This window comes from Actinoplanes sp. NPDC051388 (assembly GCF_055586225.1).
In genome coordinates, this window is the sequence record NZ_JBVJIP010000005.1 from 1 (window position 1) to 19,492 (window position 19,492).

17 protein-coding genes are annotated in these 19,492 nt (G+C 71.4%); 8 read left to right on the forward strand and 9 right to left on the reverse strand.

From position 1 onward, the window contains the following. The first annotated feature begins 459 nt into the window (after positions 1-459). The 3 genes from ACZ6TI_RS14230 to ACZ6TI_RS14240 all read left to right on the forward strand — a co-directional run bounded on the left by ACZ6TI_RS14230 (position 460) and on the right by ACZ6TI_RS14240 (position 4,953). Positions 460-2,664, forward strand: coding sequence for a xyloglucanase (locus tag ACZ6TI_RS14230; RefSeq protein ID WP_465345460.1), 2,205 nt, complete (start codon positions 460-462; stop codon positions 2,662-2,664). Beyond that, positions 2,664-3,734 carry a lytic polysaccharide monooxygenase auxiliary activity family 9 protein gene (locus ACZ6TI_RS14235; RefSeq protein WP_465345461.1) on the forward strand — a complete coding sequence of 357 codons (1,071 nt, stop codon included), beginning with the start codon at positions 2,664-2,666 and terminating at the stop codon, positions 3,732-3,734. Before ACZ6TI_RS14230 ends, ACZ6TI_RS14235 begins: the two co-directional genes overlap by 1 nt. A gap of 205 nt (positions 3,735-3,939) precedes the next feature. Next, positions 3,940-4,953, forward strand: a complete 1,014-nt coding sequence (locus ACZ6TI_RS14240; protein WP_465345462.1) for a LacI family DNA-binding transcriptional regulator — start codon at positions 3,940-3,942, stop codon at positions 4,951-4,953. On the opposite strand, the gene ACZ6TI_RS14245 is transcribed toward ACZ6TI_RS14240, so the two are convergent. Beyond that, on the reverse strand, positions 4,954-6,312 hold the full coding sequence (locus ACZ6TI_RS14245) for a serine/threonine-protein kinase (RefSeq protein WP_465345463.1): 1,359 nt from the start codon (positions 6,310-6,312) through the stop codon (positions 4,954-4,956). Positions 6,313-6,470: 158 nt separating this feature from the next. Between ACZ6TI_RS14245 and ACZ6TI_RS14250 the strand changes: the two genes are divergently transcribed. Continuing rightward, positions 6,471-6,926 carry a MaoC family dehydratase gene (locus ACZ6TI_RS14250; RefSeq protein WP_465345464.1) on the forward strand — a complete coding sequence of 152 codons (456 nt, stop codon included), beginning with the start codon at positions 6,471-6,473 and terminating at the stop codon, positions 6,924-6,926. 231 nt (positions 6,927-7,157) lie between these two features. On the opposite strand, the gene ACZ6TI_RS14255 is transcribed toward ACZ6TI_RS14250, so the two are convergent. The 6 genes from ACZ6TI_RS14255 to ACZ6TI_RS14280 form a co-directional block, all read right to left on the reverse strand. Further along, the gene (locus tag ACZ6TI_RS14255; protein WP_465345465.1) at positions 7,158-7,286 is read right to left on the reverse strand and encodes a hypothetical protein; all 129 of its coding nucleotides are present in this window, start codon (positions 7,284-7,286) and stop codon (positions 7,158-7,160) included. 101 nt (positions 7,287-7,387) lie between these two features. Beyond that, positions 7,388-8,137: an ABC transporter ATP-binding protein gene (locus tag ACZ6TI_RS14260; protein ID WP_465345466.1), complete on the reverse strand. Its 750-nt coding sequence runs from the start codon at positions 8,135-8,137 to the stop codon at positions 7,388-7,390. A 5-nt stretch (positions 8,138-8,142) separates the two neighbouring features. Then, on the reverse strand, positions 8,143-9,732 hold the full coding sequence (gene mdlC / locus ACZ6TI_RS14265) for a benzoylformate decarboxylase (protein ID WP_465345467.1): 1,590 nt from the start codon (positions 9,730-9,732) through the stop codon (positions 8,143-8,145). A 1-nt stretch (position 9,733) separates the two neighbouring features. Then, positions 9,734-10,501, reverse strand: coding sequence for an ABC transporter permease (locus ACZ6TI_RS14270; RefSeq protein WP_465345468.1), 768 nt, complete (start codon positions 10,499-10,501; stop codon positions 9,734-9,736). Next, on the reverse strand, positions 10,486-11,229 hold the full coding sequence (locus ACZ6TI_RS14275; RefSeq protein WP_465345469.1) for an ABC transporter permease: 744 nt from the start codon (positions 11,227-11,229) through the stop codon (positions 10,486-10,488). Before ACZ6TI_RS14275 ends, ACZ6TI_RS14270 begins: the two co-directional genes overlap by 16 nt. Then, positions 11,226-12,188, reverse strand: a complete 963-nt coding sequence (locus tag ACZ6TI_RS14280) for an ABC transporter substrate-binding protein (RefSeq protein WP_465345470.1) — start codon at positions 12,186-12,188, stop codon at positions 11,226-11,228. Before ACZ6TI_RS14280 ends, ACZ6TI_RS14275 begins: the two co-directional genes overlap by 4 nt. Positions 12,189-12,508: 320 nt before the next feature. Here ACZ6TI_RS14280 and ACZ6TI_RS14285 point away from each other — a divergent pair, with 320 nt between their 5' ends. The 4 genes from ACZ6TI_RS14285 (at position 12,509) to ACZ6TI_RS14300 (ending at position 17,976) form a co-directional block, all read left to right on the forward strand. Next, entirely contained in the window at positions 12,509-14,104 is a 1,596-nt protein-coding gene (locus ACZ6TI_RS14285) for a glycosyltransferase family 2 protein (protein WP_465345471.1), read from the forward strand. Continuing rightward, positions 14,101-15,108 carry a glycoside hydrolase family 26 protein gene (locus ACZ6TI_RS14290; protein ID WP_465345472.1) on the forward strand — a complete coding sequence of 336 codons (1,008 nt, stop codon included), beginning with the start codon at positions 14,101-14,103 and terminating at the stop codon, positions 15,106-15,108. Before ACZ6TI_RS14285 ends, ACZ6TI_RS14290 begins: the two co-directional genes overlap by 4 nt. Next, entirely contained in the window at positions 15,105-16,592 is a 1,488-nt protein-coding gene (locus ACZ6TI_RS14295) for a glycosyltransferase family 39 protein (RefSeq protein ID WP_465345473.1), read from the forward strand. The genes ACZ6TI_RS14290 and ACZ6TI_RS14295 overlap by 4 nt, the downstream gene beginning before the upstream one ends. Positions 16,593-16,671: 79 nt before the next feature. Further along, entirely contained in the window at positions 16,672-17,976 is a 1,305-nt protein-coding gene (locus ACZ6TI_RS14300) for a methyl-accepting chemotaxis protein (protein WP_465345474.1), read from the forward strand. Position 17,977: 1 nt separating this feature from the next. Here ACZ6TI_RS14300 and rhaI read toward each other — a convergent pair whose 3' ends face one another. Further along, a complete protein-coding gene (rhaI, locus tag ACZ6TI_RS14305) occupies positions 17,978-19,144 on the reverse strand; it encodes an L-rhamnose isomerase (RefSeq protein WP_465345475.1) in 1,167 nt (388 codons plus the stop codon). A 6-nt stretch (positions 19,145-19,150) separates the two neighbouring features. Then, positions 19,151-19,486 carry an L-rhamnose mutarotase gene (locus tag ACZ6TI_RS14310; protein ID WP_465345476.1) on the reverse strand — a complete coding sequence of 112 codons (336 nt, stop codon included), beginning with the start codon at positions 19,484-19,486 and terminating at the stop codon, positions 19,151-19,153. Positions 19,487-19,492: the final 6 nt, after the last annotated feature.

Consider the following 19,492-nt stretch of genomic DNA (forward strand, 5'->3'; position numbering starts at 1 on the left):
GGGGGTGGGGGGGGGCTCGGGGGGGGGGGGGTGGGGTGAGGGGGGGAGGTGGGTTTTTTGTCTGGGTGGGGGGGCGGGGGGGGGGGGGGGGGGGGGGGGGGGGGGGGGGCCCCCCCCCCCCCCCCCCGCCGCAGTCAGCGCTGCTCCGGACAAGAGCAGGCCGACGCGTCGGAAGCGAGTCACGGATGTTCCTCCATCGATGGTCGGGAGCGCTCCCACATCGACGGATGGCGACTTGTCTACCGATATGCCCGGGGTCTTGTCAACATGCTGGAAACATAGGTGTCGGCCAATGCCGGATGGCGGGGCATTTGTTTCCGGCTCTTGACAACCAAATGTCCGGGGACCATCGTCATGGGAGCGCTCCCACTCGATGAACGTCAATGTCTAGGAACGTTACCCCCGACGTGCCAGGAGAGGATCCCCGTGCGCCGCCCCCGAATACCCGCCCTCGTCGCCGTGCTCACGTTGGTCGGCACGCTCTCCCACGCCGGGTCGGCGCCCGCCGCGGCCGACATCCGTGCCGCCGAGGGCTACCACTGGCAGAACGTCCGCATCGACGGCGGCGGCTTCGTGCCCGGCATCGTGTTCAACCGTACGGAAAAGAACTTGATCTATGCCCGGACCGACATCGGCGGCGCCTATCGCTGGAACCAGGCCGGGCAGAACTGGACGCCGCTGCTGGACTGGGTGGGGCAGCGGAACTGGGGCTTCAACGGCGTGCTCAGCATCGCCACCGACCCGGTCGACCCGAACCGGGTCTACGCCGCGGCCGGCATGTACACCAACAGCTGGGACCCGAACAACGGCGCCATCCTGCGGTCCGCGGACCGCGGCGCCACCTGGCAGGTCAGCCCGCTGCCGTTCAAGAACGGCGGCAACATGCCCGGTCGTGGCATGGGCGAGCGGCTGGCGGTCGACCCGCACGACAACCGCAACGTCTACTTCGCGGCCGAGGGCGGCAACGGGCTCTGGCGCAGCACCGACTTCGGCGCGACCTGGGCCCGGGTGACCGCGTTCCCGAACCCGGGCGACTACGTGCAGGACCCGTCCGACCCGAACGGCTACCTGAGCCAGAACCAGGGCCTGACCTGGGTGACCTTCGACGACGTCACGCGCGACGTCTACGTCGGGGTGGCGGACAAGAACAGCCCGGTCTACCGCTCGCCGGACGGCGGCGCCACCTGGGCGCGGATCCCCGGGCAGCCGACCGGTCACCTCGCCCACAAGGGCGTGCTGGACTCGGTCAACCATCAGCTCTTCATCGCCACCAGCGACACCGGCGGGCCGTACGACGGCGGCAAGGGCCAGGTGCACCGGTTCGACACCCGGAGCGGCGTCTGGACCGACGTCAGCCCGGTGCCGCTGAACGACACCTACTTCGGCTACTCCGGCCTGACCCTGGACCGGCAGCACCCGGGCACGCTGATCGTCGCCACCCAGATCTCCTGGTGGCCGGACGCGATCTTCTTCCGCAGCACCGACAGCGGCGCCACCTGGACCCGGATCTGGGACTACGCCGGCTATCCGAACACCACCCGGCGCTACACCATGGACATCTCGGCGAACCGGTGGCTGGACTTCAACAACAACCCCCAGCCGCCCGAATCGTCGCCGAAGCTGGGCTGGATGAACGAGTCGGTGGAGATCGACCCGTTCGACTCGGACCGGATGCTCTACGGCACCGGCGCCACGGTCTATGCGACCACGGAGCTGACCAACTGGGACCGCGACACCACGTTCACCATCCGGCCGCTCGCCAAGGGTCTGGAGGAGACCGCGGTGCTCGACCTGGCCGCGCCGCCGACCGGAGCGCCGCTGGTCAGCGCCCTGGGCGACATCGGCGGTTTCTATCACGCCGATCTCCAGGTGGTGCCGGAGTTCTTCCACGACACCCCGAACCTGGGCAGCAACACCGGCATCGACTTCGCCGAGCTCAACCCGTCGGTGTTCGTCCGGGCCGGCAACGGCACCGGGTCGCACGTCGGCATCTCCACCGACGGCGGCCGCACCTGGTATGCCGGACAGGAACCCGGCGGCGTCACCGGCGGCGGCTCGATCGCGATCTCCGCCGACGCCTCCTCGATCGTCTGGGCGCCGTCCGGCCCGGGCGTGCACTACTCCACCTCACGCGGCGGCTCGTGGTCCGCGTCCGCTGGCATCCCGGCCGGCGCCAAGGTCGAGGCCGACCGCGTCAACCCCAGGACCTTCTTCGGATACGCCGCGGGCCGCCTGTACGTCAGCACGGACGGCGGCGCCACGTTCGCCGGATCCGCCACAGTGGACGCCCGTGCGCTGCGTACCGTGCCCGGCAACACCGGCAACGTCTGGCTGGCCGGCGACTCCGGGCTCTTCCGCTCCACCGACAGCGGCGTCACGGTCACCAGGGTGGCCGGGGTCGACGCCGCCGTCAACGTCGCCTTCGGCAAGGCGGCGCCCGGCGCCACCCACCCGGCCGTCTTCCTGGTGGGCACCGTCGGCGGCGTGGACGGTGTCTTCCGTTCCGACGACACCGGCGCCACCTGGGTGCGCATCAACGACGACACCCATCAGTACGGCAACGCGGGCGAGGCCCTGGCCGGCGACCCGCGCATCTACGGCCGCGTCTACCTCGGCACCAATGGCCGCGGAATCCTTTACGCCGACCGCACCGGAGGCAAGTGATGAAACTGAGACGATGGGCCGCGATCGCGGCCGCCGCCGTCCTCGCGGCGACCGCGGGAACCCTGGCCCTGCCCGGCACCGCACAGGCGCACGGCGCGATGATGGCGCCCGGCAGCCGCACCTACCTGTGCTGGCAAGACGGCCTGAGCGACACCGGGCAGATCATCCCGCAGAACCCGGCCTGCGCGGCCGCGGTGGCCCAGAGCGGCGCCGGCTCGCTCTACAACTGGTTCGCCGTGCTGCGCTCGGACGGGGCGGGCCGGGTCAACGGCTTCCTCCCGGACGGCCAGCTGTGCAGCGGGGGGACCGGTGGGCCGTACAACTTCACCGGCTTCAACCTGGCCCGCAACGACTGGCCGCAGACCCACCTGACGGCGGGCGCCAGCATGCGCTTCGACTACAACAACTGGGCCAAGCACCCGGGCACCTTCTCGCTCTACATCACCAAGGACTCGTGGAGCCCGACCCGGGCGCTGGCCTGGAACGACCTCGAGCCCACGCCGTTCTCCCAGGTGGTCAACCCGACGTCGATCGGCGGACCGGGCACCGACGACGGCCGCTACTCGTGGACCGCGAACCTGCCGTCCGGCAAGAGCGGCAAGCACCTGATCTACTCGGTGTGGTCGCGCTCGGACAGCCAGGAGACCTTCTACGGCTGCTCGGACGTGGTCTTCGACGGTGGCAACGGTGAGGTCACCGGCGTCGGCGACGGCACCGTACCGCCGCCGGACCCGGACCCGACCGACCCGACCGACCCGCCGCCCACCGGCAGCACCTGCGTGGCCGGCTACCGCGTGGTGAGCTCGTGGGGCGGTGGCTTCCAGGGCGAGATGACCGTGGGTGCGCCGACCACCCCGGTGAGCAACTGGATGGTGCACTTCACCTTCCCCGGCACGCAGGCCATCACCCAGTCGTGGAACGGGAAACACTCCACGTCGGGCTCGATGGTGATGCTGTCGCCGGAGGCCTGGACGAGCACCATTCCACCCGGTGGCTCGGTCAAGGTCGGCTTCCTCGCCAACGGCGCCGCGCCGGCGAGCGTGGACAACCTGATGTGCATGCCGGGCTGACGCACCCATGAACCCCCGCGGCACGGCCGAGCCCGCCCGTGCCGCGGGGCCTGCCCTGACAGGCCCTGCCTGCCCCGCCCACGAGCGCGGTGGATGTAGCTTGTGTCGGATGTGACCTCGCAGTGAGGGCCGGCGACAGGGGTGGGGAACGGATCGATGAGGGCTGAGCTTCGATCAGGGCCGCTTCGATCAGGGCTGAGTTTCGATGAGGGCTGAGCGGAGCCGCTCGACCGGGCGTCCGACGCTGGATCAGGTCGCGACCCGGGCCGGCGTCGGCCGCGGCACCGTGTCCCGCGTGGTGAACGGCTCGGAGAAGGTCAGCCCGGAGGCGCGGCGGGCGGTGGAGAGCGCGATCGCGGAGTTGGGTTACGTGCCGAACCGAGCCGCCCGGACGCTGGTCACCCAGCGCACCGACTCGATCGCGCTGGTCATCTTCGAGTCCGGCCAGCGGTTTTTCGCCGAGCCGTTCTTCGGCCGCATCGTGCAGTCGATCTCGTCGGCGCTGGTCGGCCGCAACCTGCAACTGCTGCTGATGATCGCGCAGTCGGGCGAGGAGCGGCGCCGGGTGGACGGCTTCCTGACCCGCCAGCACGTGGACGGCGCACTGCTGCTCTCGCTGCACGGCGACGACCTGCCGGCCCGGCTCGAGGAGCGTGGCGTCGCCACCGTGCGGGCCGGGCGGCCGGTCACGCCGATCGGCGAGCAGTGCTCGGTGGACGCGGACAACCGCGGCGGCGCGCGGGACGCGGTGGAGCACCTGTGGCGGCAGGGCCGCCGCCGGATCGCCGCGATCGCCGGTCCGCTCGACATGGCGCCCGGCGTGGCCCGGCTGGAGGGCTACCGCGACGTGATGGGCCCGACCGGCCCGGTGGCGATCGGCGACTTCAGCGAGGAGAGCGGCGCCGCCGCGATGGCCTGGCTGCTCGACCACCACCCGGGCATGGACGCGGTCTTCGCCGCCTCCGACATGATGGCCGCCGGCGCGATGCGGGTGCTGCGCGCACGCGGGCTGCAGGTGCCTCAGGACGTGGCGCTGATCGGCTTCGACGACTCGGTCATCGCCCGGCACACCGAGCCGCCGCTGACCAGCGTGCACCAGCCGATCGAGGAGATGGGCCAGGAGATGGTCCGGCTGCTGCTCGCCAAGATCGACGGCGAGCCGGTGGACTCGAACGAGGTGGTGCTCAGCACCCGCCTCGTCGTTCGCGGTTCCACCTGATCAGGCGCCGGACGCACGGCCCAGCTCGTCCAGGCGGGTCTGCAGCACGGCGGCCTGGTCGCGGTCGATGGCGTCCGCGCCCTCGCCGACCCGGGCCCGCACCTTCTGCCGCAGCTGGTCCACCCGGGCCGGGATCTCGTCCGGCGCGGCCCGCTCGAGCTCGCGCACCAGGTTGAGCAGGTCGAGGGCCACGTCGTCGCGGATCCGCCCGGCCGCCTGCCCGGCCTCGACCTCGGCGGTCACACGGCCCACCGCCTCGTCGACGCCGATGGTCGGCTCGACTTTTGGTGTGGGCTCCGCGGTCTTCTCAGTTGGTGACGGGGTCGGATCGGATGCCGGAGCCGATGGGGCGGACACCGGCGGTGACGGAGATTCGTCCTCCGCCCAGGAGCCGATCAGCACGGCGACACCGGCGACGGCGAGCAGCAGGACGATCGTGGCGACCCGGCCGATCGACCGTTTCGGCGAGTGCTGCATCGCCACGGTGTGCGCCTCCGCCCGGCCGGCCGTGAAGGACCTCGGCGGGGGCGGGGCGGACACCGGCTCGCCGGCCAGCGCGGTCAGGCCGGCGCGCAGCTCGGCGGCTTCGGGCCGCTCGTCGGGGGAGTCGGCGAGGCAGCGCTCGACCAGCGCGCGGAAGGCGGGCGGCGTTTCCGGCGGCAGCACCGACGGCCCGGCGGCCCGGGCGGCGGTCAGCTCCTCCCAGGTGTCCACCGGATAGGGCGGATCCCCGGTCACCATCTCGAACAGGACCACGCCCAGGCCGTACACGTCGGTGGCGGGCTCGGCCGGCTTCCCGTCCAGGCGCTCGGGCGCCACATAGGCCGGGGTGCCGAAGGTGGCCCCGGTGTCGTCGTCGTCCGGGGCGCCGAACACCGCGCTGATCCCGAAGTCGAGGATCTTCGCGCCGGTCGGCGTCAGCATCACGTTGCCCGGCTTGACGTCGCGGTGCACCACCCGCTGGGCGTGCGCGGCGGCCAGCCCGTCGGCCACCTGCGCGCCGATCCGCGCGGCCTCGGCCCAGCCCAGCGGGCCGTCGGCGATCCGGGCCGCCAGGGACGAGCCGTGCAGCAGCTCCATCACCACGAACGGCGCGATCGTGCCGTCCGGCCGCTTGGTCTCGCCATAGTCGTGCACCGCCGCGATGTGCGGGTGTGACAGCCGCGCAGCGGTCCTGGCCTCGGTGAACGCCTGCTGCACGACGGCCGCGGAGAGGGTGGACAGCTTGATCGCGACCGCCCGGTCGAGCAGCTCGTCGTCGGCCTGCCAGATCTGCGACATGCCGCCGGTGGTGAGCTGATCGGTCAGCCTGTAACGCAGCGACAGCACGGTCCCGGCCGCGGGCCAGACGACATCCACCCGCGAACTGTACTTCGTCCGGCAGCAACGCCACGCCATCGACGTGTGCGTATTCGGCGAATCCGGATCCGGCCTTTGCGATGGGCGCGGAGCTAGGCAAACTGCTGAGGGCAGCACTCCGCCGGGCCACGGCGGACCACGAACAGAGAGGACTCCGGATGACGACCGTCGCGGACGGCATCGAGGGCATCACCGCCCTGGCCGGCAAGGACCTGGGCGCCACCGAGTGGCTGACCGTGACCCAGGAGCGGGTCGGCCAGTTCGCCGACGCCACCGACGACCACCAGTGGATCCACCTCGACGTGGAGCGCGCGAAGGCCGGCCCGTTCGGCGGCACCATTGCGCACGGCTTCCTGACGCTGTCGCTGGTGATCCCGCTGCTCGGGCAGTTGCTGCAGATCACGGGCATCTCGATGGGCGTCAACTACGGGCTCAACCGGGTGCGCTTCCCGGCGCCGGTGCCGGTCGGGTCGCGGATCCGGATGCTCGGCACGGTGGCCTCCGTCGAGCCGGTGCAGGGCGGCGTGCAGGCGGTGCTCGACCTGACGATCGAGGCCGAGGGCTCGGCCAAGCCGGTCTGCGTGGCCCAGAGCATCCAGCGCTTCTACGCCTGAGGTGTTGCGTATAGGTGTGCAGAGACCCTCTGCACACCTATACGCACCGCCGGCGGCCGATTTCTATACTTCCGGCATCGACATCACACGTTTCCCCGACGACGTCGCAGCCCTCATCGAGGCCCGGGACGGCCTGCCGATCGCGGCGATCTTCGGCACGGGTGGCGCGCTCCACGGCGAGATAGTCGCGCCCAGCCCGCGGCACGAAGAAGCCGAGCAGCCGCGGGCCGGCTACGACGAGGTGACCGTGGTCGCCACCGCGATGAAGCTTCCGGACGCGGCGCGCGCCTCGCTCTCCGACGAGCTCGGCGCCGGGTCGTCACCGAGCGCCGGCCGCTCACCGCCGGGACCGACGCGCATCTCGAGATCGAGCGCCCACCGGACAGCTGAGCCCATCCCTGGGCCCGGGCCCGTTGCGTATTTGTGCGCAGAGCCGTTCTGCACACACATGCGCAACAGCCTCACGCGGCGCGGCCGCGGACGCGGCGGCCGACCTCCGCGCGCAGCGCGACGAACTCCGGCTGCTCGCGGGTCGCGATCTGCTCGCCGCGCACCGGCAACCGCACCGCCAGATCGGCCACCACCGTCGCCGGCGCGCCGCCGAGCACCACCACCCGATCGCCCACATACACGCTCTCGTCGATGTCGTGCGTGACGAACAGGATCGTCATCCCCGGCCCGCGCACCGACAGCAGCAGATCCTCCAGATCCTCGCGGGTCTGCGCGTCCACCGAACCGAACGGCTCGTCCATCAGCAGCAGCGACGGGCGGTAGGCCAGCGCCCGCGCGATCGACACCCGCTGCTGCATGCCGCCGGAGAGCTGCCACGGGCGTTTCAGTGCGGACGCCGCCAGGCCGACCTCCTCCAGCGCGGCCATCGCCTCCGCGCGGCGGGACGCCCTGGTGCCACCGCGGCGGCGCAGCGGCAGCGCCACGTTGTCGCGGACCGTGAGCCAGGGGAGCAGGGAGCGGCCGTACTCCTGGAAGACCACGGCCAGGCCCTCCGGGACGCCGGCCACCGGGGCGCCGTCGATCAGGATGCGGCCCTCGGCCGGGGCGGTCAGCCCGGCGACGCAGCGCAGCAGCGTGGACTTTCCGCAGCCCGAGGGGCCGACGATGCTGACCAGCTCACCGCGCGCCACGGTCAGGTCAACGGCTTTCAGGACCGCATGCCCGCCGTACGCGTGACCGAAGCCGTTGATCTCCAGCACGCCGCTCAGTCGCCTTCGCCGTACATCGCCGCCTCGGACCGGGCGACCGGCACCTCCACCAGGAACGGCCCGTCCGCGGTCACCCCGTGCGACAGCGCACCCTCCAACTTGGACGCGTCCGGCACCCGGGTGGCGAAACAGCCCATGCCGATCGCCAGCCCGGAGAAGTCGAGCCGATGGATGTCCGTGCCGACCAGGTCGGTCGCGCCGAGCCGCCGCCCGAGCTGCCGCACCGCCTCGTAACCCCGGTTGTTCAGCACCACGAAGGTGACCGGCGCCCGATATCGCACGGCGGTCCAGATCGCCTGGATGGCATACATCGCCGAGCCGTCGCCGACCACGCAGACCACCCGTTCGCGACCGGCCAGCGCCCGCCCGACGGCCAGCGGCAGTCCCCAGCCCAGCGCGCCGCTGCCGGTGGTCAGGAATCCGCCCGGCCGGGTGATCGGGAAGCGCGCGTGGAACTCGTCGCGGTGGCTGGGGATCTCCTCGACCACCACGGCGCCCGCGGGCGTCACGGCGCGCAGCGTGTCGATCACGAACGCGGCGCTCATCGGGTCGTCGCGGGGCGCCGGATCGGGCCGCGCCCGCGGTGGCGGCTCCGGGCGATAGCGCTTCTCCACCAGGTCCAGCAGCACGGTCAGGCCCTCCCGCACGGTGCTGAGCACGGTCGTCCCGGCCGGCGCCCAGGCCGCCTCCAGCGGGTCGCAGTCCAGCTGGAACAACCGCGTCCCGGCCGGCAGGTAGTCCCCCTCGGTGTGCACGTGGTGCTTGAAGATCGTGCCGCCGGCCGACACCACCACGTCGTGCCCGTCGAGCAGCCGGACGATCTGGTCGCGCACCGGCGGCAGGAAGCCCTGGAACAGGCGGTGGTCCTCGGGGAAGCCGGACCGGGCCGACATCGGCGTGATCCAGACCGCCGCGGAGACCCGCTCGGCGAGTTCCACCGCGGCCTCCCCGGCGCCCTCGGCGTCCACCCCGGCGCCGATCACCAGCGCCGGCCGGCGGGCGCCGGTGAGCGCGCTGGCCACCTCGGCCAGCGCCGCCGGGCCCGCGGTGAAGGCGCCGAGCTGGGGGCGGGCGCGGATCAGCGCCGCCGGCCGGTCCCAGTCGTCCTCCGGCACGGAGAGGAAGACCGGGCCGCGCGGATGCGTCATGGCCATCCGGTAGGCCTCGGCGACCGCGGCGGGCACGTCCTCGGCGCGGTCCGGCTGGCTGCTCCACTTCACATAGGGGCGGGGGAACGTGGCCGGCTCGTCCGCCGACAGGAACGGGCGCGTGGGCAGCATCGCCCGGGTCTGCTGGCCGGCGATGACCAGCAGCGGCACCCGGTCCCGGAAGGCGTTGAACACCGCGCCCAGCCCGTGTCCCACTCCGCCGGCCGAGTGCAGGTTCGCCACCCCGGCGCGGCCCGACCCGATCGCGTGCCCGGCCGCCATCCCCACCACCACCGACTCCTGCAGCCCCAGCACGTACGTGAAGTCCGGCGGCCAGTCGCGCAGCATCCGGATCTCGGTCGACCCGGGGTTGCCGAACACGGTGTCCACGCCGACCTGCCGGAAGAAGTCGAAGACGGCGTCCCGAACGGTGGGCATGTCAGGAACCTCGGTTTCGCAGGGCGGCACGTTCCACGGTCAGCAGCAGCGTGTTGAGCAGATATCCCAGGATGCCGAGCAGCACGATCGCGGACCACACGGTGGGCAGGTCGGACCGGCTCTGCGCGTCGGTGAGCTGGAAGCCGATCCCGTTCGCGGTGCCCGGCAGCAGCTCGGAGAAGACCATCAGGATCAGCGCCAGCGACAGGCTGAGCCGCAGCCCGGCGAAGACCTTGGGCAGCGCCGACGGAATGATCACCCGGGTCAACCGGTCGGCCGCGGAGAGCCGGAAGACCCGCGCGGTGGCGGCCTGCACCGGATCCACCGAGCGGGCGCCGTCCGCGGTGTTCAGCAGGATCGGCCAGACCGCGCTGACCGCGATCGACACGATCTGCATCGCCGTGCCCAGGTGCAGCAGCACGATGAAGACCGGCACCATGGTGGGCGGCGGGATCGCCCGGGCGAACTGCAGCAGCGGATCGAGATAGGCGAGCACCCGCTCGGAGCGGCCCAGCGCCAGCCCGAGCACCACCCCGGCGACCGCGGCGGCGGCCAGCCCGGCGGCCATCCGGCCCAGGCTCGGCAGGATGTTGCCGGTCGCCTCCGGGGTCAGGAAGAGGCGGGTGGCCGGGCCGGAGAACCACAGCTCGTGCATCCGGGCCAGGATCGCGGTCGGCGGCGGGAAGAAGACGTCCGCGGCGGCCCGGGCGGCGAGCTCCCAGAGCAGCGCCAGGGCGGCGGGCACCAGGATCCTCAGCGCCCGTGCCATCCGAGGAACCTCCTCTCGCCCCGCACCAGCACGGCGTTGATCAGCAGGCCCAGCGTGCCCGCCCAGACGGTGCCGGCCAGCACGTCGGTGGTGCCCTCGACGGCCTGCTGGGCCTGCGCGATGAACACGCCCAGCCCGTCGCCGAACCCGGCCAGGATCTCGGTGCCCACGGCGAGGATGAGCCCGATGGCGGCGGCCAGGCGTACGCCGGTGGCGATGAACGGCGCGGCGGCCGGCAGCGAGACCCGCCACATCACCTCGGCCCGGCCGAAGCCGAAGACGCGCAGCGTCTGGCGCGGCACCGGGTCGACCTCGCGCAGGCCGTAGACCGTGTTGAACAGCACCGGCCAGATCGCCGCGTAGACGATCAGCGTCACCTCGGTGCCCAGTCCGGCGCCGAGGATCAGGCTGACCAGCGGGATCAGCGCCACCGACGGGATCGGCCGGAGGAACTCGAGCACCGGCCGCAGCGCGTCGCCGATCGCCGGCACGCCGCCGAGCAGCAGGCCGAGCGCCACGCCGAGGAGCACCGCGAAGGCCACGCCGGTCGCCCAGGCCCGGATCGTCGCGCCGACGCCGGCCAGGAAGAGCGGGTCGCCGGCCAGCCGCACCGCCCGGAACAGCACCTCCGAGGCGGGCGGCAGGAACTCGCGCGGGATCGCCCCCGTCACCGCGAGAAGCTGGCTGGCCGCGACCACGGCCGCGACGCCGATCAGACCCCGCCTCATCCGGTGAAGAGCACGGTCTGGACATCGATCGGGCTCTTCAGCAGACCCTGCGCGGCCATCAGGTCCGCGAGCCGCTGCAGGGCAGCGGGATCGGACTTCGTCGGGTACGCGGGCAGGCTCAGCGTGCCGGCGACGGCGGCGTCCACCTTGGCGTACGAAGGCAGCACCCGCTCGACCGCACCCCGATCCCCGGCCGCTACCGCCTGTGCCTTGGTGATCGCACGCTGGAACGCGGCCGCTGTCTTCGGGTACTTCGTGACGAAGTCCTCAGTCCCGATGTAACCGCTGACCGGAAGTCCGGTCATCGGTGGCCTACCGGCGTCCAGAACCATCCGCCCGGACACCTTCTGCTGGATCACCGTGCCGAACGGCTCGGCGGTGTGCACCGCGTCCACATCACCATTCGCCAGCGCCTTGTCCATCAGCGGAAATGGCACCGCGCGGTATTTGATCGTGGCCGGATCCACGCCGTTCGCGCGGAGAATCTCGTTCAGCGTGAGCGATTGGATGTTGTTCAGGATGTTGACCGCGACGGTCCGGCCGGAGAGATCCGCGATGGTCTTGATCGGCGAATCCCCGCGCACCACCACCCGCATGAATTCCGGTGCCACCGCGGCCCCGCCGGCGAGGATCCGCAATTTCAGGGTGCCCTGCTGGTGGGCCTGCAGGAAGGTCACGTAGTTGGCGCCCGCGATCACGTCGAGTTGACCGTTCTTGAGGGCCGGCAGCGCGGCCAAGCTCTGCGCCACGGGCTGGATCCGCACGGTGAGGCCCTCGGCCGCGAAGAGCTTGCGCTCCTGCGCGATGTGCAGCGCCGCCGCATCGAGCAACGGCAATGAAGCGACCGTCAGCGAGTCCTTTTCCAGCCCGCCGGCCGAATCGGGCTGGTCCGATCCGCAACCGGTGATCGAGAGCAGAAGTAGTGCGCAGAAACCCGCGGTGACGCGATTCCATCGCATAGCGACAAGTCAATACCGATGGTCCGATGTGCACAAGGTCTGCGGGCAGCACGGGGTGAGGGCAGGACTACGTCGAGCCACGAGGACCGGTTCAGTGTTTGAACAAAGTTTTCCTGACCGAAACATGTGAATTCCTCGAACTCGAAGCCGGGTTGACAGGCATGTCAGGCATCTTGGACGATCCCCTGTCGACACGAACTACATTCACGGCCGCCGCGGTTCCGGGTGGCCCCGGCGCAGGAACGGGGAGGCGACGAGTGCCGCCGACGGGGGTCGTCACACCTGATGGGCCGGCACCGAGCGAGACCGCCGTTCTGGGCGTGCCCGATTCCTGGCGGGTGCCGTTGCAGCGCCGCGGTGGCTCCGGCCCCGCCCGGCCCACCTATGCCCCGGTCCCGTTGCCGCCCACCGACGGCGAGAAATACCTCTACGCGAAGCGCCGCCTGGCCCCGATCACCCTGGCGTCGCTGGTCAGCTTCGGCTGCCTGCTGATCAGCCAGGCCAGCTTCATCCGCACCGCGCCGTGGCTGCTCGCGCTGGTCCCGCTGACCGCCTTCACGGTCGTTTACTACCTGATCTCGCTGGTGGTCAACGGCTTCACCCGCGGCTTCGACATACAGGCGCACAAGCGGCTGGTCAAGGCGTGGCAGCCGGAGCGCTGGCCGTCGGTGGACGTGTTCCTGCCGGTCTGCGGCGAGGCGCCGTTCGTGCTGCAGAACACCTGGGAATCGGTCCGCCAGATGGCCAAGTCCTATCCCGGGCCGGTCGACGTCTACGTGCTCGACGACTCCTCCGACGCGGTGCTCGAGCGGATGGCGCTGCGCTTCGGCTTCGTCTACCAGCGGCGGCCGAACCGGGGGTGGTACAAGAAGGCCGGCAACATGCGATATGCGTTCGAGCGCTCGATGAGTGACTACATCCTGGTGCTGGACGCCGACTTCGCCCCGCGCATCGACATGATCGAGGAGATGCTGCCGTACTTCGACCAGGAACCCGATCTGGGCATCGTGCAGTCGCCGCAGTTCTTCCGGGTGCACCCCGGCCAGGGCTGGCTGGAGCGTGGCGCGGGCGCGGTGCAGGAGCTCTTCTACCGCTCGGTGCAGGTGTCGCGGAACAACCACGAGGCGGCCATCTGCGTCGGCAGCTGCGCGATGTACAAGCGTCAGGCGCTGGCCGAGATCGGCGGCAACACGCTGATCGACCACTCCGAGGACGTGCACACCGGCTTCGACCTGCGCCGGGCCGGCTGGCGGCTGCGCTACATCCCGGTCGCGCTGGCGGCCGGCGTCTGCCCGGCCGACGTCGACTCGTTCTTCACCCAGCAATATCGCTGGTGCGCCGGGTCGATGAGCCTGCTCGGGTCGAAGAAGTTCTGGCAGATGAAGCTGCGACCGCGTGCCCGGCTGAGCTACATCTCCGGCTTCTGCTACTACCTGCACACCGCGGTGTTCGCGGTGTTCGCGCCGGTGGTGCCGCTGATCATGCTGCTGGTCTTCCCGCAGAACGTGGGCCTGGCCAACTACCTGCTGATCATCCCCAGCGTGATCTACAACCTGGTGCTGTTCCCGCTCTGGCACAAGTGCCGTTACGGCCTGGACAGCTTCACGGTCAAGATGATCTACGGCTGGTCGCACTTCTTCGCCGTGTGGGACATCCTGCGCGGCCGCCGGATGGGCTGGCAGCCGACCGGCGGCACCAAGAAGAAGAGCAAGACCCGGCGGCTCTGGATCGCGATGCGGTTCTGGACCGGCGGCACCGCGCTGCTCTGGGTCGGCGGCGCCGCGTTCCGGATGGTCACCAAGGACGCGCTGACCTACACGCCGCTCTTCCTGACCGGCATGTTCTTCCTGACGATCGTGGCGCAGGCGCTGCTGATCGACCCCGACAAGGACCGTTCCGAGGTTCTGCCGGCGTGAAGACGAAGCACCTGATCGCGGGGGCGGTGATGCTGTCCCTCGCGGTCGTCGAGTTCAGCATCGCCCGGGACATCCAGCTCGGACCGGCCGCGCTGGCCCAGGCCCCGGGCCCGGGCGGGGCGCCCGCAGTGGCGACCGCCGCGCCGCCCGCCCCCGCCTTCGACGTGTCGCATCTGGCCGCGCCGTCGGGCAAGTACTTCGGGGTGGCGCTCGGTGGCTCGCCGACCGCGCCGGACTCGGTGGCGGCGTATGAGGAGAAGGTGGGCAAGCAGCCCAACCTGCTGACCGTCTTCGAGAGCTTCGACGACGAGTTCGCCGCCGGGCAGGCGCGGGAGGCATATAAGGGCGGCGCGCTGCCGGTGATCCGGTGGGAGCCGTTCAAGCCCAAGCTCAAGGACATCGCGGCCGGCAAGCAGGACGCGTACATCAGCCGGTTCGCGACCGCCGTCCGCACGGTCAACGTGCCGATCGTGCTGACCTTCGCGCACGAGATGAACGGGCACTGGTATTCCTGGGGCACCAGGGGCAACAAGGCGGCCGACTTCGTCGCGGCCTGGCGGCACATTCACGACCTGTTCCGCAAGGCCGGCGCCACCAACGTGATCTGGGTCTGGACGCCGAACGTGGTCAACCCGGTGCCCAAGGTCAAGCTCAAGCCGCTCTACCCCGGCGACAAGTACGTGGACTGGATCGGCATCGACGGCTACTTCACGCACGGCGGCAAGACCACCTACGCGGGGCTGTTCGGGCCGACCAAGAAGCAGGTCCGCACGTTCACCGACAAGCCGTTCCTGATCGTCGAGACCGGCGCCGAGCCGGGCGCCAACCGGCCGATCTGGATCCGCGAGCTGGCGGCCGGCGTCAAGGACGACGACGACATGCTCGGCTTCATCTACTTCAACCAGAACGGCTCGGCCCGCTGGAAGATCGACCAGGACTCGGCGGCGCTCGCGGCGATGCGCAAGGGCGCCGAGGCCAAGGTCTTCGGCTTCACGGTCCGATGACCGCCACCGTCACCCCGCCGCGGGACGTGCAGACGTTCCGGCCCGAGCCGATCAGCCATCGCCGGGCGGGGGAGCGGTCGCCGGCCACCGCCTTCCTGGCGTTGCTGCCCGCGCTGGTGGTGGCCGGGGTGACGGGGTACGGCGCCGGCGACCGCGAGCTGAGCCCGGCCGAGTTCGCCACCGTGCACGCGGCCGGGCTGTCCTGGCCCGAGCTCTGGCGCCTGCTCACCCACACCGACCTGGCGAACGGGTGCTACCTCGCGGCGATGCACGCCTGGTCGGCGGTGGCCGGCGACTCGGCGCTGATGCTGCGCCTGCCCGGCATCGTGGCGATGGCCGTCACCGCCGCGGTCACCGCCCTGATCGGCCGCCGCCTGATCAGCACCCCCGCGGGGGTCGTCGCGGGTCTTCTGCTCGCGCTCACCCCGTCGATCACCCGGTACGCCCAGGAGGCCCGCCCGGCCGCCCTGGTGACCATGTGCGCCACGCTGGCCACCTACTTCCTGCTGCGCGCGGTGGACCGCCCGACCTGGTGGCGGTGGTCGCCCTACGTGCTGACGCTGGCGCTGACCGGGCTGCTCGCGGCGCCCGCCATGGCGCTGCTGGCGCCGCACGCGATCGGGGTGTGGCTGGCCACCCGGCCCGGCGACGAGGCCCGCCGGTGGCGCTTCGCCGGTGCGGCCGGCGCCGCGACCCTGATCGTGCTTCCGTTGCCGGTCCTCTTCGCCGACCAGCACCCGCTTCCGTCCTGGCTGGCCGGCCCCGCGCCGGAGCTGCCCGGCGACGTGTTCCTCGGCGCCCGCCTCGGCTACGCCCTGATCGCCCTGGCCCTGCTCGGCGCGCTGCTGCTGTGGCGCCGGCACCGGCAGGGCGCCGGCCTGCTGCTGGCCTGGGCCGTGCTGCCCGTGCCGGCCGCTCTGCTGTGGTCCGGGACCGCGGGCGGCGTGCTGTTCGTGCTGCCCGCGGTCGCCGTGCTGGCCGGCGGCGCGACGGTTTATCTCTTCCGTCCGCTCGGCACCAAGCCGCACGGCGCGCTGTGGCTGCTCAGCGCCGCCGTGGTGCTGCCCGGGACGGCCTATCTGGCGGTCGACGACCAGCGTGCGGTGCGGCAGGGCCCGGCCGTTTCCCTCGCCGCCGCCCTGACCTGGGTGCGGGAGAAGGCGAAGCCGGGCGACGGCATCGTCTACAACGACCCGGCCGCCCGGCTCGCCGCCGCCGGCGCGACCGCGCCCAAGGACGTGCTGCTGGCCCGGCCCGCCGCGCAGCTCGGGGCCTATCAGGCGCTGGAGTGCCCGGATGCCGCGCCCTGTCTCTCCGGCAGCAAACGGCTCTGGCTGATCGCCCCGGCCGGCCGGAAGGCGCCGTGGGACGGCCTGGCCCCGGCCGCGGCCGCCATCCTCGGCCAGGACTTCGCGGTCACCGACAAGAAGTCCGTGCCGGGCCTGACCGTCACCCTGCTGACCCGCAAGCCGGCCGGGGCATAGCGCCTAGCACGCCGATCGTGGCGGTGGCGGCGGAACGGCGAAGATTCAGCAAATCCGCGGGGTTGCCGATGGGGAGTAGGTGACGACTCTCGTGCAACGTCTGCCGCGTGGCGTCCGGCTCTCCGACGAGTCCTGGGCGGCCCGGCACCGGGTCGTGCTGCGGCTGCTCTGGTGCCATCCACCGGCGTTGCTGCTGGTCGGCCTGGCCGGACCCCGGCCGCTCACCGAGACGTTGGTGTTCTCCGCCCTGATCGCGGTCATCGCGGGCTACAGTCCCTTCGCGGTCGGCCAGGTCGCCCGCTCGACGGTGGCCAGCGTCGGGCTGATCGCCTCCACGTTCGTCTTCATCGAGCTGTCCGGCGGACGCATCGACGCGCACCTGCACCTCTACGCCATCCTGGTCTTCGTCGCGCTCTACCAGCGGTGGGCGCCGCTGGTGTGGGCGCTGGCCATCGTGGTGGTGCATCACGCGGTCGTCGGGCTGGTCGCGCCCAGTCGCGTGTTCGGCATGGGGATGCACCACGAGGACGCGCTGGTGATGGTCGCGATCCACGCCGGCGCCCTGGTGCTCGAGGCGGCCGGAATCCTGGTCCTCTGGCACTTCGCCGAGCAGGCCGAGCGCGAGGGTGAGCAGCTGGCCGAGGAGGCCCAGGCGGCCCGCCGCGAGCGCGACGAGGTGGACCGCGCCGCGAAGGCCCGCGAGATGGAAGCCGAGCAGGCCCGCGCGTCGAAGGCGGTGGACGAGTCGGCGCGGCTGGTCCGGCAGACCGCGGAGGTCGCCGAGGACGTGCGCGCGGCGATCGACGCGGTCGCCGCCGTCGACCGCGAGCTGTCCGGCCTCTCCGCCGCGGTGCAGGACATCGCGCGACGGTCCAGCCAGGCGGCCGGCATCGCGGCGTCCGGCCGTGAGGTGGCCGACGGCGCCACCGAGCGGATGGTCGGCCTGCAGAGCTCGGTCACCGAGATCGCCGAGGTCAACTCGCTGATCGCACAGCTCGCCGGGCAGACCAACCTGCTGTCGCTGAACGCCACCATCGAGGCCGCCCGGGCCGGCGAGATGGGCAAGGGCTTCGCGGTGGTGGCCAGCGAGGTGAAGCAACTGGCCAACGAGACGGCCACCTCGGCCAGCAAGGTGAACGGCGTGATCGACGCGATCACCGGTCAGACCGAGGCGGCGGCCAGCGGCTTCGCGTCGACCACCGCGGCGGTCAACGAGATCAGCGAGGTGCAGGTGGCGATCGCCACCTCGGTCGAGGAACAGGCCGCGGTGCTCTCCGAGATCACCCGCCAGGTCTCCACCGCCTCCCAGGCCGGCAACGACGTCCTCAAGGGCCTGGACCGCCTGATCGCCGACGCCCGCCGGAGCGGCGCCGCCCGGGACTGACTCAGGCGCCCCAGCCGGCCTGCCGGCCGCCGACCCGGTCCGCGACGATCTGCTCCTGATATCCGCTGCGCCGGTAGGCCGCGATCGGGTTCGGGTCCAGGCCGGCGTCCGCGCGCACCTCGCCGAGCAGCGGGCGCACGTCCGTGTTGTAGGCGTCCATCAGCACCGAGTTCGCCTCCAGCACGTCGCCGTCGTTCTGCGCCTTGGTCAGCGCGTCCCGGTCGACCAGCAGCGCCTTGGCGGTCGCCTCCTGGATGTTCATCACCGACCGGATGATCGCCGGGATCTTCGCCTCGATGTTGTGGCACTGGTCGAGCATGAAGTTGATGCCGTAGGCCGGGTTCAGCGCGTCGCCGCGGACGATCTCGTACATGATGCGGAACAGCTGGAACGGGTCCGCGGCGCCGGCCATCAGGTCGTCGTCGGCATAGAACCGGCTGTTGAAGTCGAACGCGCCGAGCTTCTTCTGCCGCAGCAGGAACGCGACGATGAACTCGATGTTGGTGCCCGGCGCGTGGTGGCCGGTGTCGATGCAGACGGTGGCCCGCTCGCCGAGCTCGATGCAGTGCGCATAGGACGTGCCCCAGTCCGGCACGTCGGTGGCGTAGAAGGCCGGCTCGAAGAGCTTGTACTCGAGCAGGATCCGCTGGTCGCCGGTGAGCCGGTCATACGCCTCCTGCAGGGCGGCGTGCAGCCGGTCCTGCCGGTTGCGCAGGTCGTCCTGTCCCGGGTAGTTGAGGCCGTCGGAGAACCACAGCTTGAGATCGCGGGAGCCGGTGGCGTCCATGATGTCCACCGCTTCGAGCAGGTGGTCGGTGGCCTTGCGCCGGATCCCCGGGTCGGGGTTGGTGACCGAGCCCAGCTTGTAGTCGTCGTCCTGGAAGACGTTGGTGTTGATCGCGCCCAGCTTGACCCCGCGCTCGGCGGCATATTCGGACAGCGCCGCGTAGTCGTCCACCTTGTCCCACGGGATGTGCAGCGCGACCGTCGGGGCGACCCCGGTGTGCTGGTGCACGACCGCGGCGTCGGCGATCTTCTCCTGCGGCGAGCGCGGCACGCCGGCCTGGGCGAAGACCTTGAACCGGGTGCCGGAGTTGCCGAACGCCCAGGACGGGGTCTCGATGCGCTGGGCGGTCAGCGCGCGCTTGACCGCGGCGAGGTCAGCCATGGCAGATCACATACCTTCTGTGTCGTCGTCGAGATGGAACACCTCGGTGAGCAAGGTGAAGCCCTCGTCCGGTGGGCGGCCGTCGATGCCGGTGAAGAACTCCGCCATCTCGGCCTGCCAGCGGGCGTTCACCTCGGTCCGCGCCATTGCGGCCTGGGACGCCTCGAGGTCGTCGGACTCGACGTAGCCCACCAGGAGCCCGTCGGAGCGCAGGAACAGGGAGTAGTTGCGCCAGCCGGTGGCCCGAAGTGCGTCCTGCATCTCGGGCCACACGGCCTGGTGCCGCTCCACGTACTCCTCGAGCCGGTCCGGCCGGACCTGGAGTTGGAAGCAGTAGCGCATACGGTT

Bases quoted from the DNA above. Each gene is read 5' to 3' on its own strand.
- ACZ6TI_RS14280 (WP_465345470.1), bottom strand. From the start codon at position 12,188: ATGCGATGGAATCGCGTCACCGCGGGTTTCTGCGCACTACTTCTGCTC.
- ACZ6TI_RS14295 (WP_465345473.1), top strand. From the start codon at position 15,105: ATGACCGCCACCGTCACCCCGCCGCGGGACGTGCAGACGTTCCGGCCC.
- ACZ6TI_RS14275 (WP_465345469.1), bottom strand. From the start codon at position 11,229: ATGAGGCGGGGTCTGATCGGCGTCGCGGCCGTGGTCGCGGCCAGCCAG.
- ACZ6TI_RS14250 (WP_465345464.1), top strand. From the start codon at position 6,471: ATGACGACCGTCGCGGACGGCATCGAGGGCATCACCGCCCTGGCCGGC.
- ACZ6TI_RS14240 (WP_465345462.1), top strand. From the start codon at position 3,940: ATGAGGGCTGAGCGGAGCCGCTCGACCGGGCGTCCGACGCTGGATCAG.
- ACZ6TI_RS14255 (WP_465345465.1), bottom strand. From the start codon at position 7,286: ATGCGCGTCGGTCCCGGCGGTGAGCGGCCGGCGCTCGGTGACGACCCG.
- ACZ6TI_RS14310 (WP_465345476.1), bottom strand. From the start codon at position 19,486: ATGCGCTACTGCTTCCAACTCCAGGTCCGGCCGGACCGGCTCGAGGAG.
- mdlC (WP_465345467.1), bottom strand. From the start codon at position 9,732: ATGCCCACCGTTCGGGACGCCGTCTTCGACTTCTTCCGGCAGGTCGGC.
- ACZ6TI_RS14270 (WP_465345468.1), bottom strand. From the start codon at position 10,501: ATGGCACGGGCGCTGAGGATCCTGGTGCCCGCCGCCCTGGCGCTGCTC.
- rhaI (WP_465345475.1), bottom strand. From the start codon at position 19,144: ATGGCTGACCTCGCCGCGGTCAAGCGCGCGCTGACCGCCCAGCGCATC.
- ACZ6TI_RS14235 (WP_465345461.1), top strand. From the start codon at position 2,664: ATGAAACTGAGACGATGGGCCGCGATCGCGGCCGCCGCCGTCCTCGCG.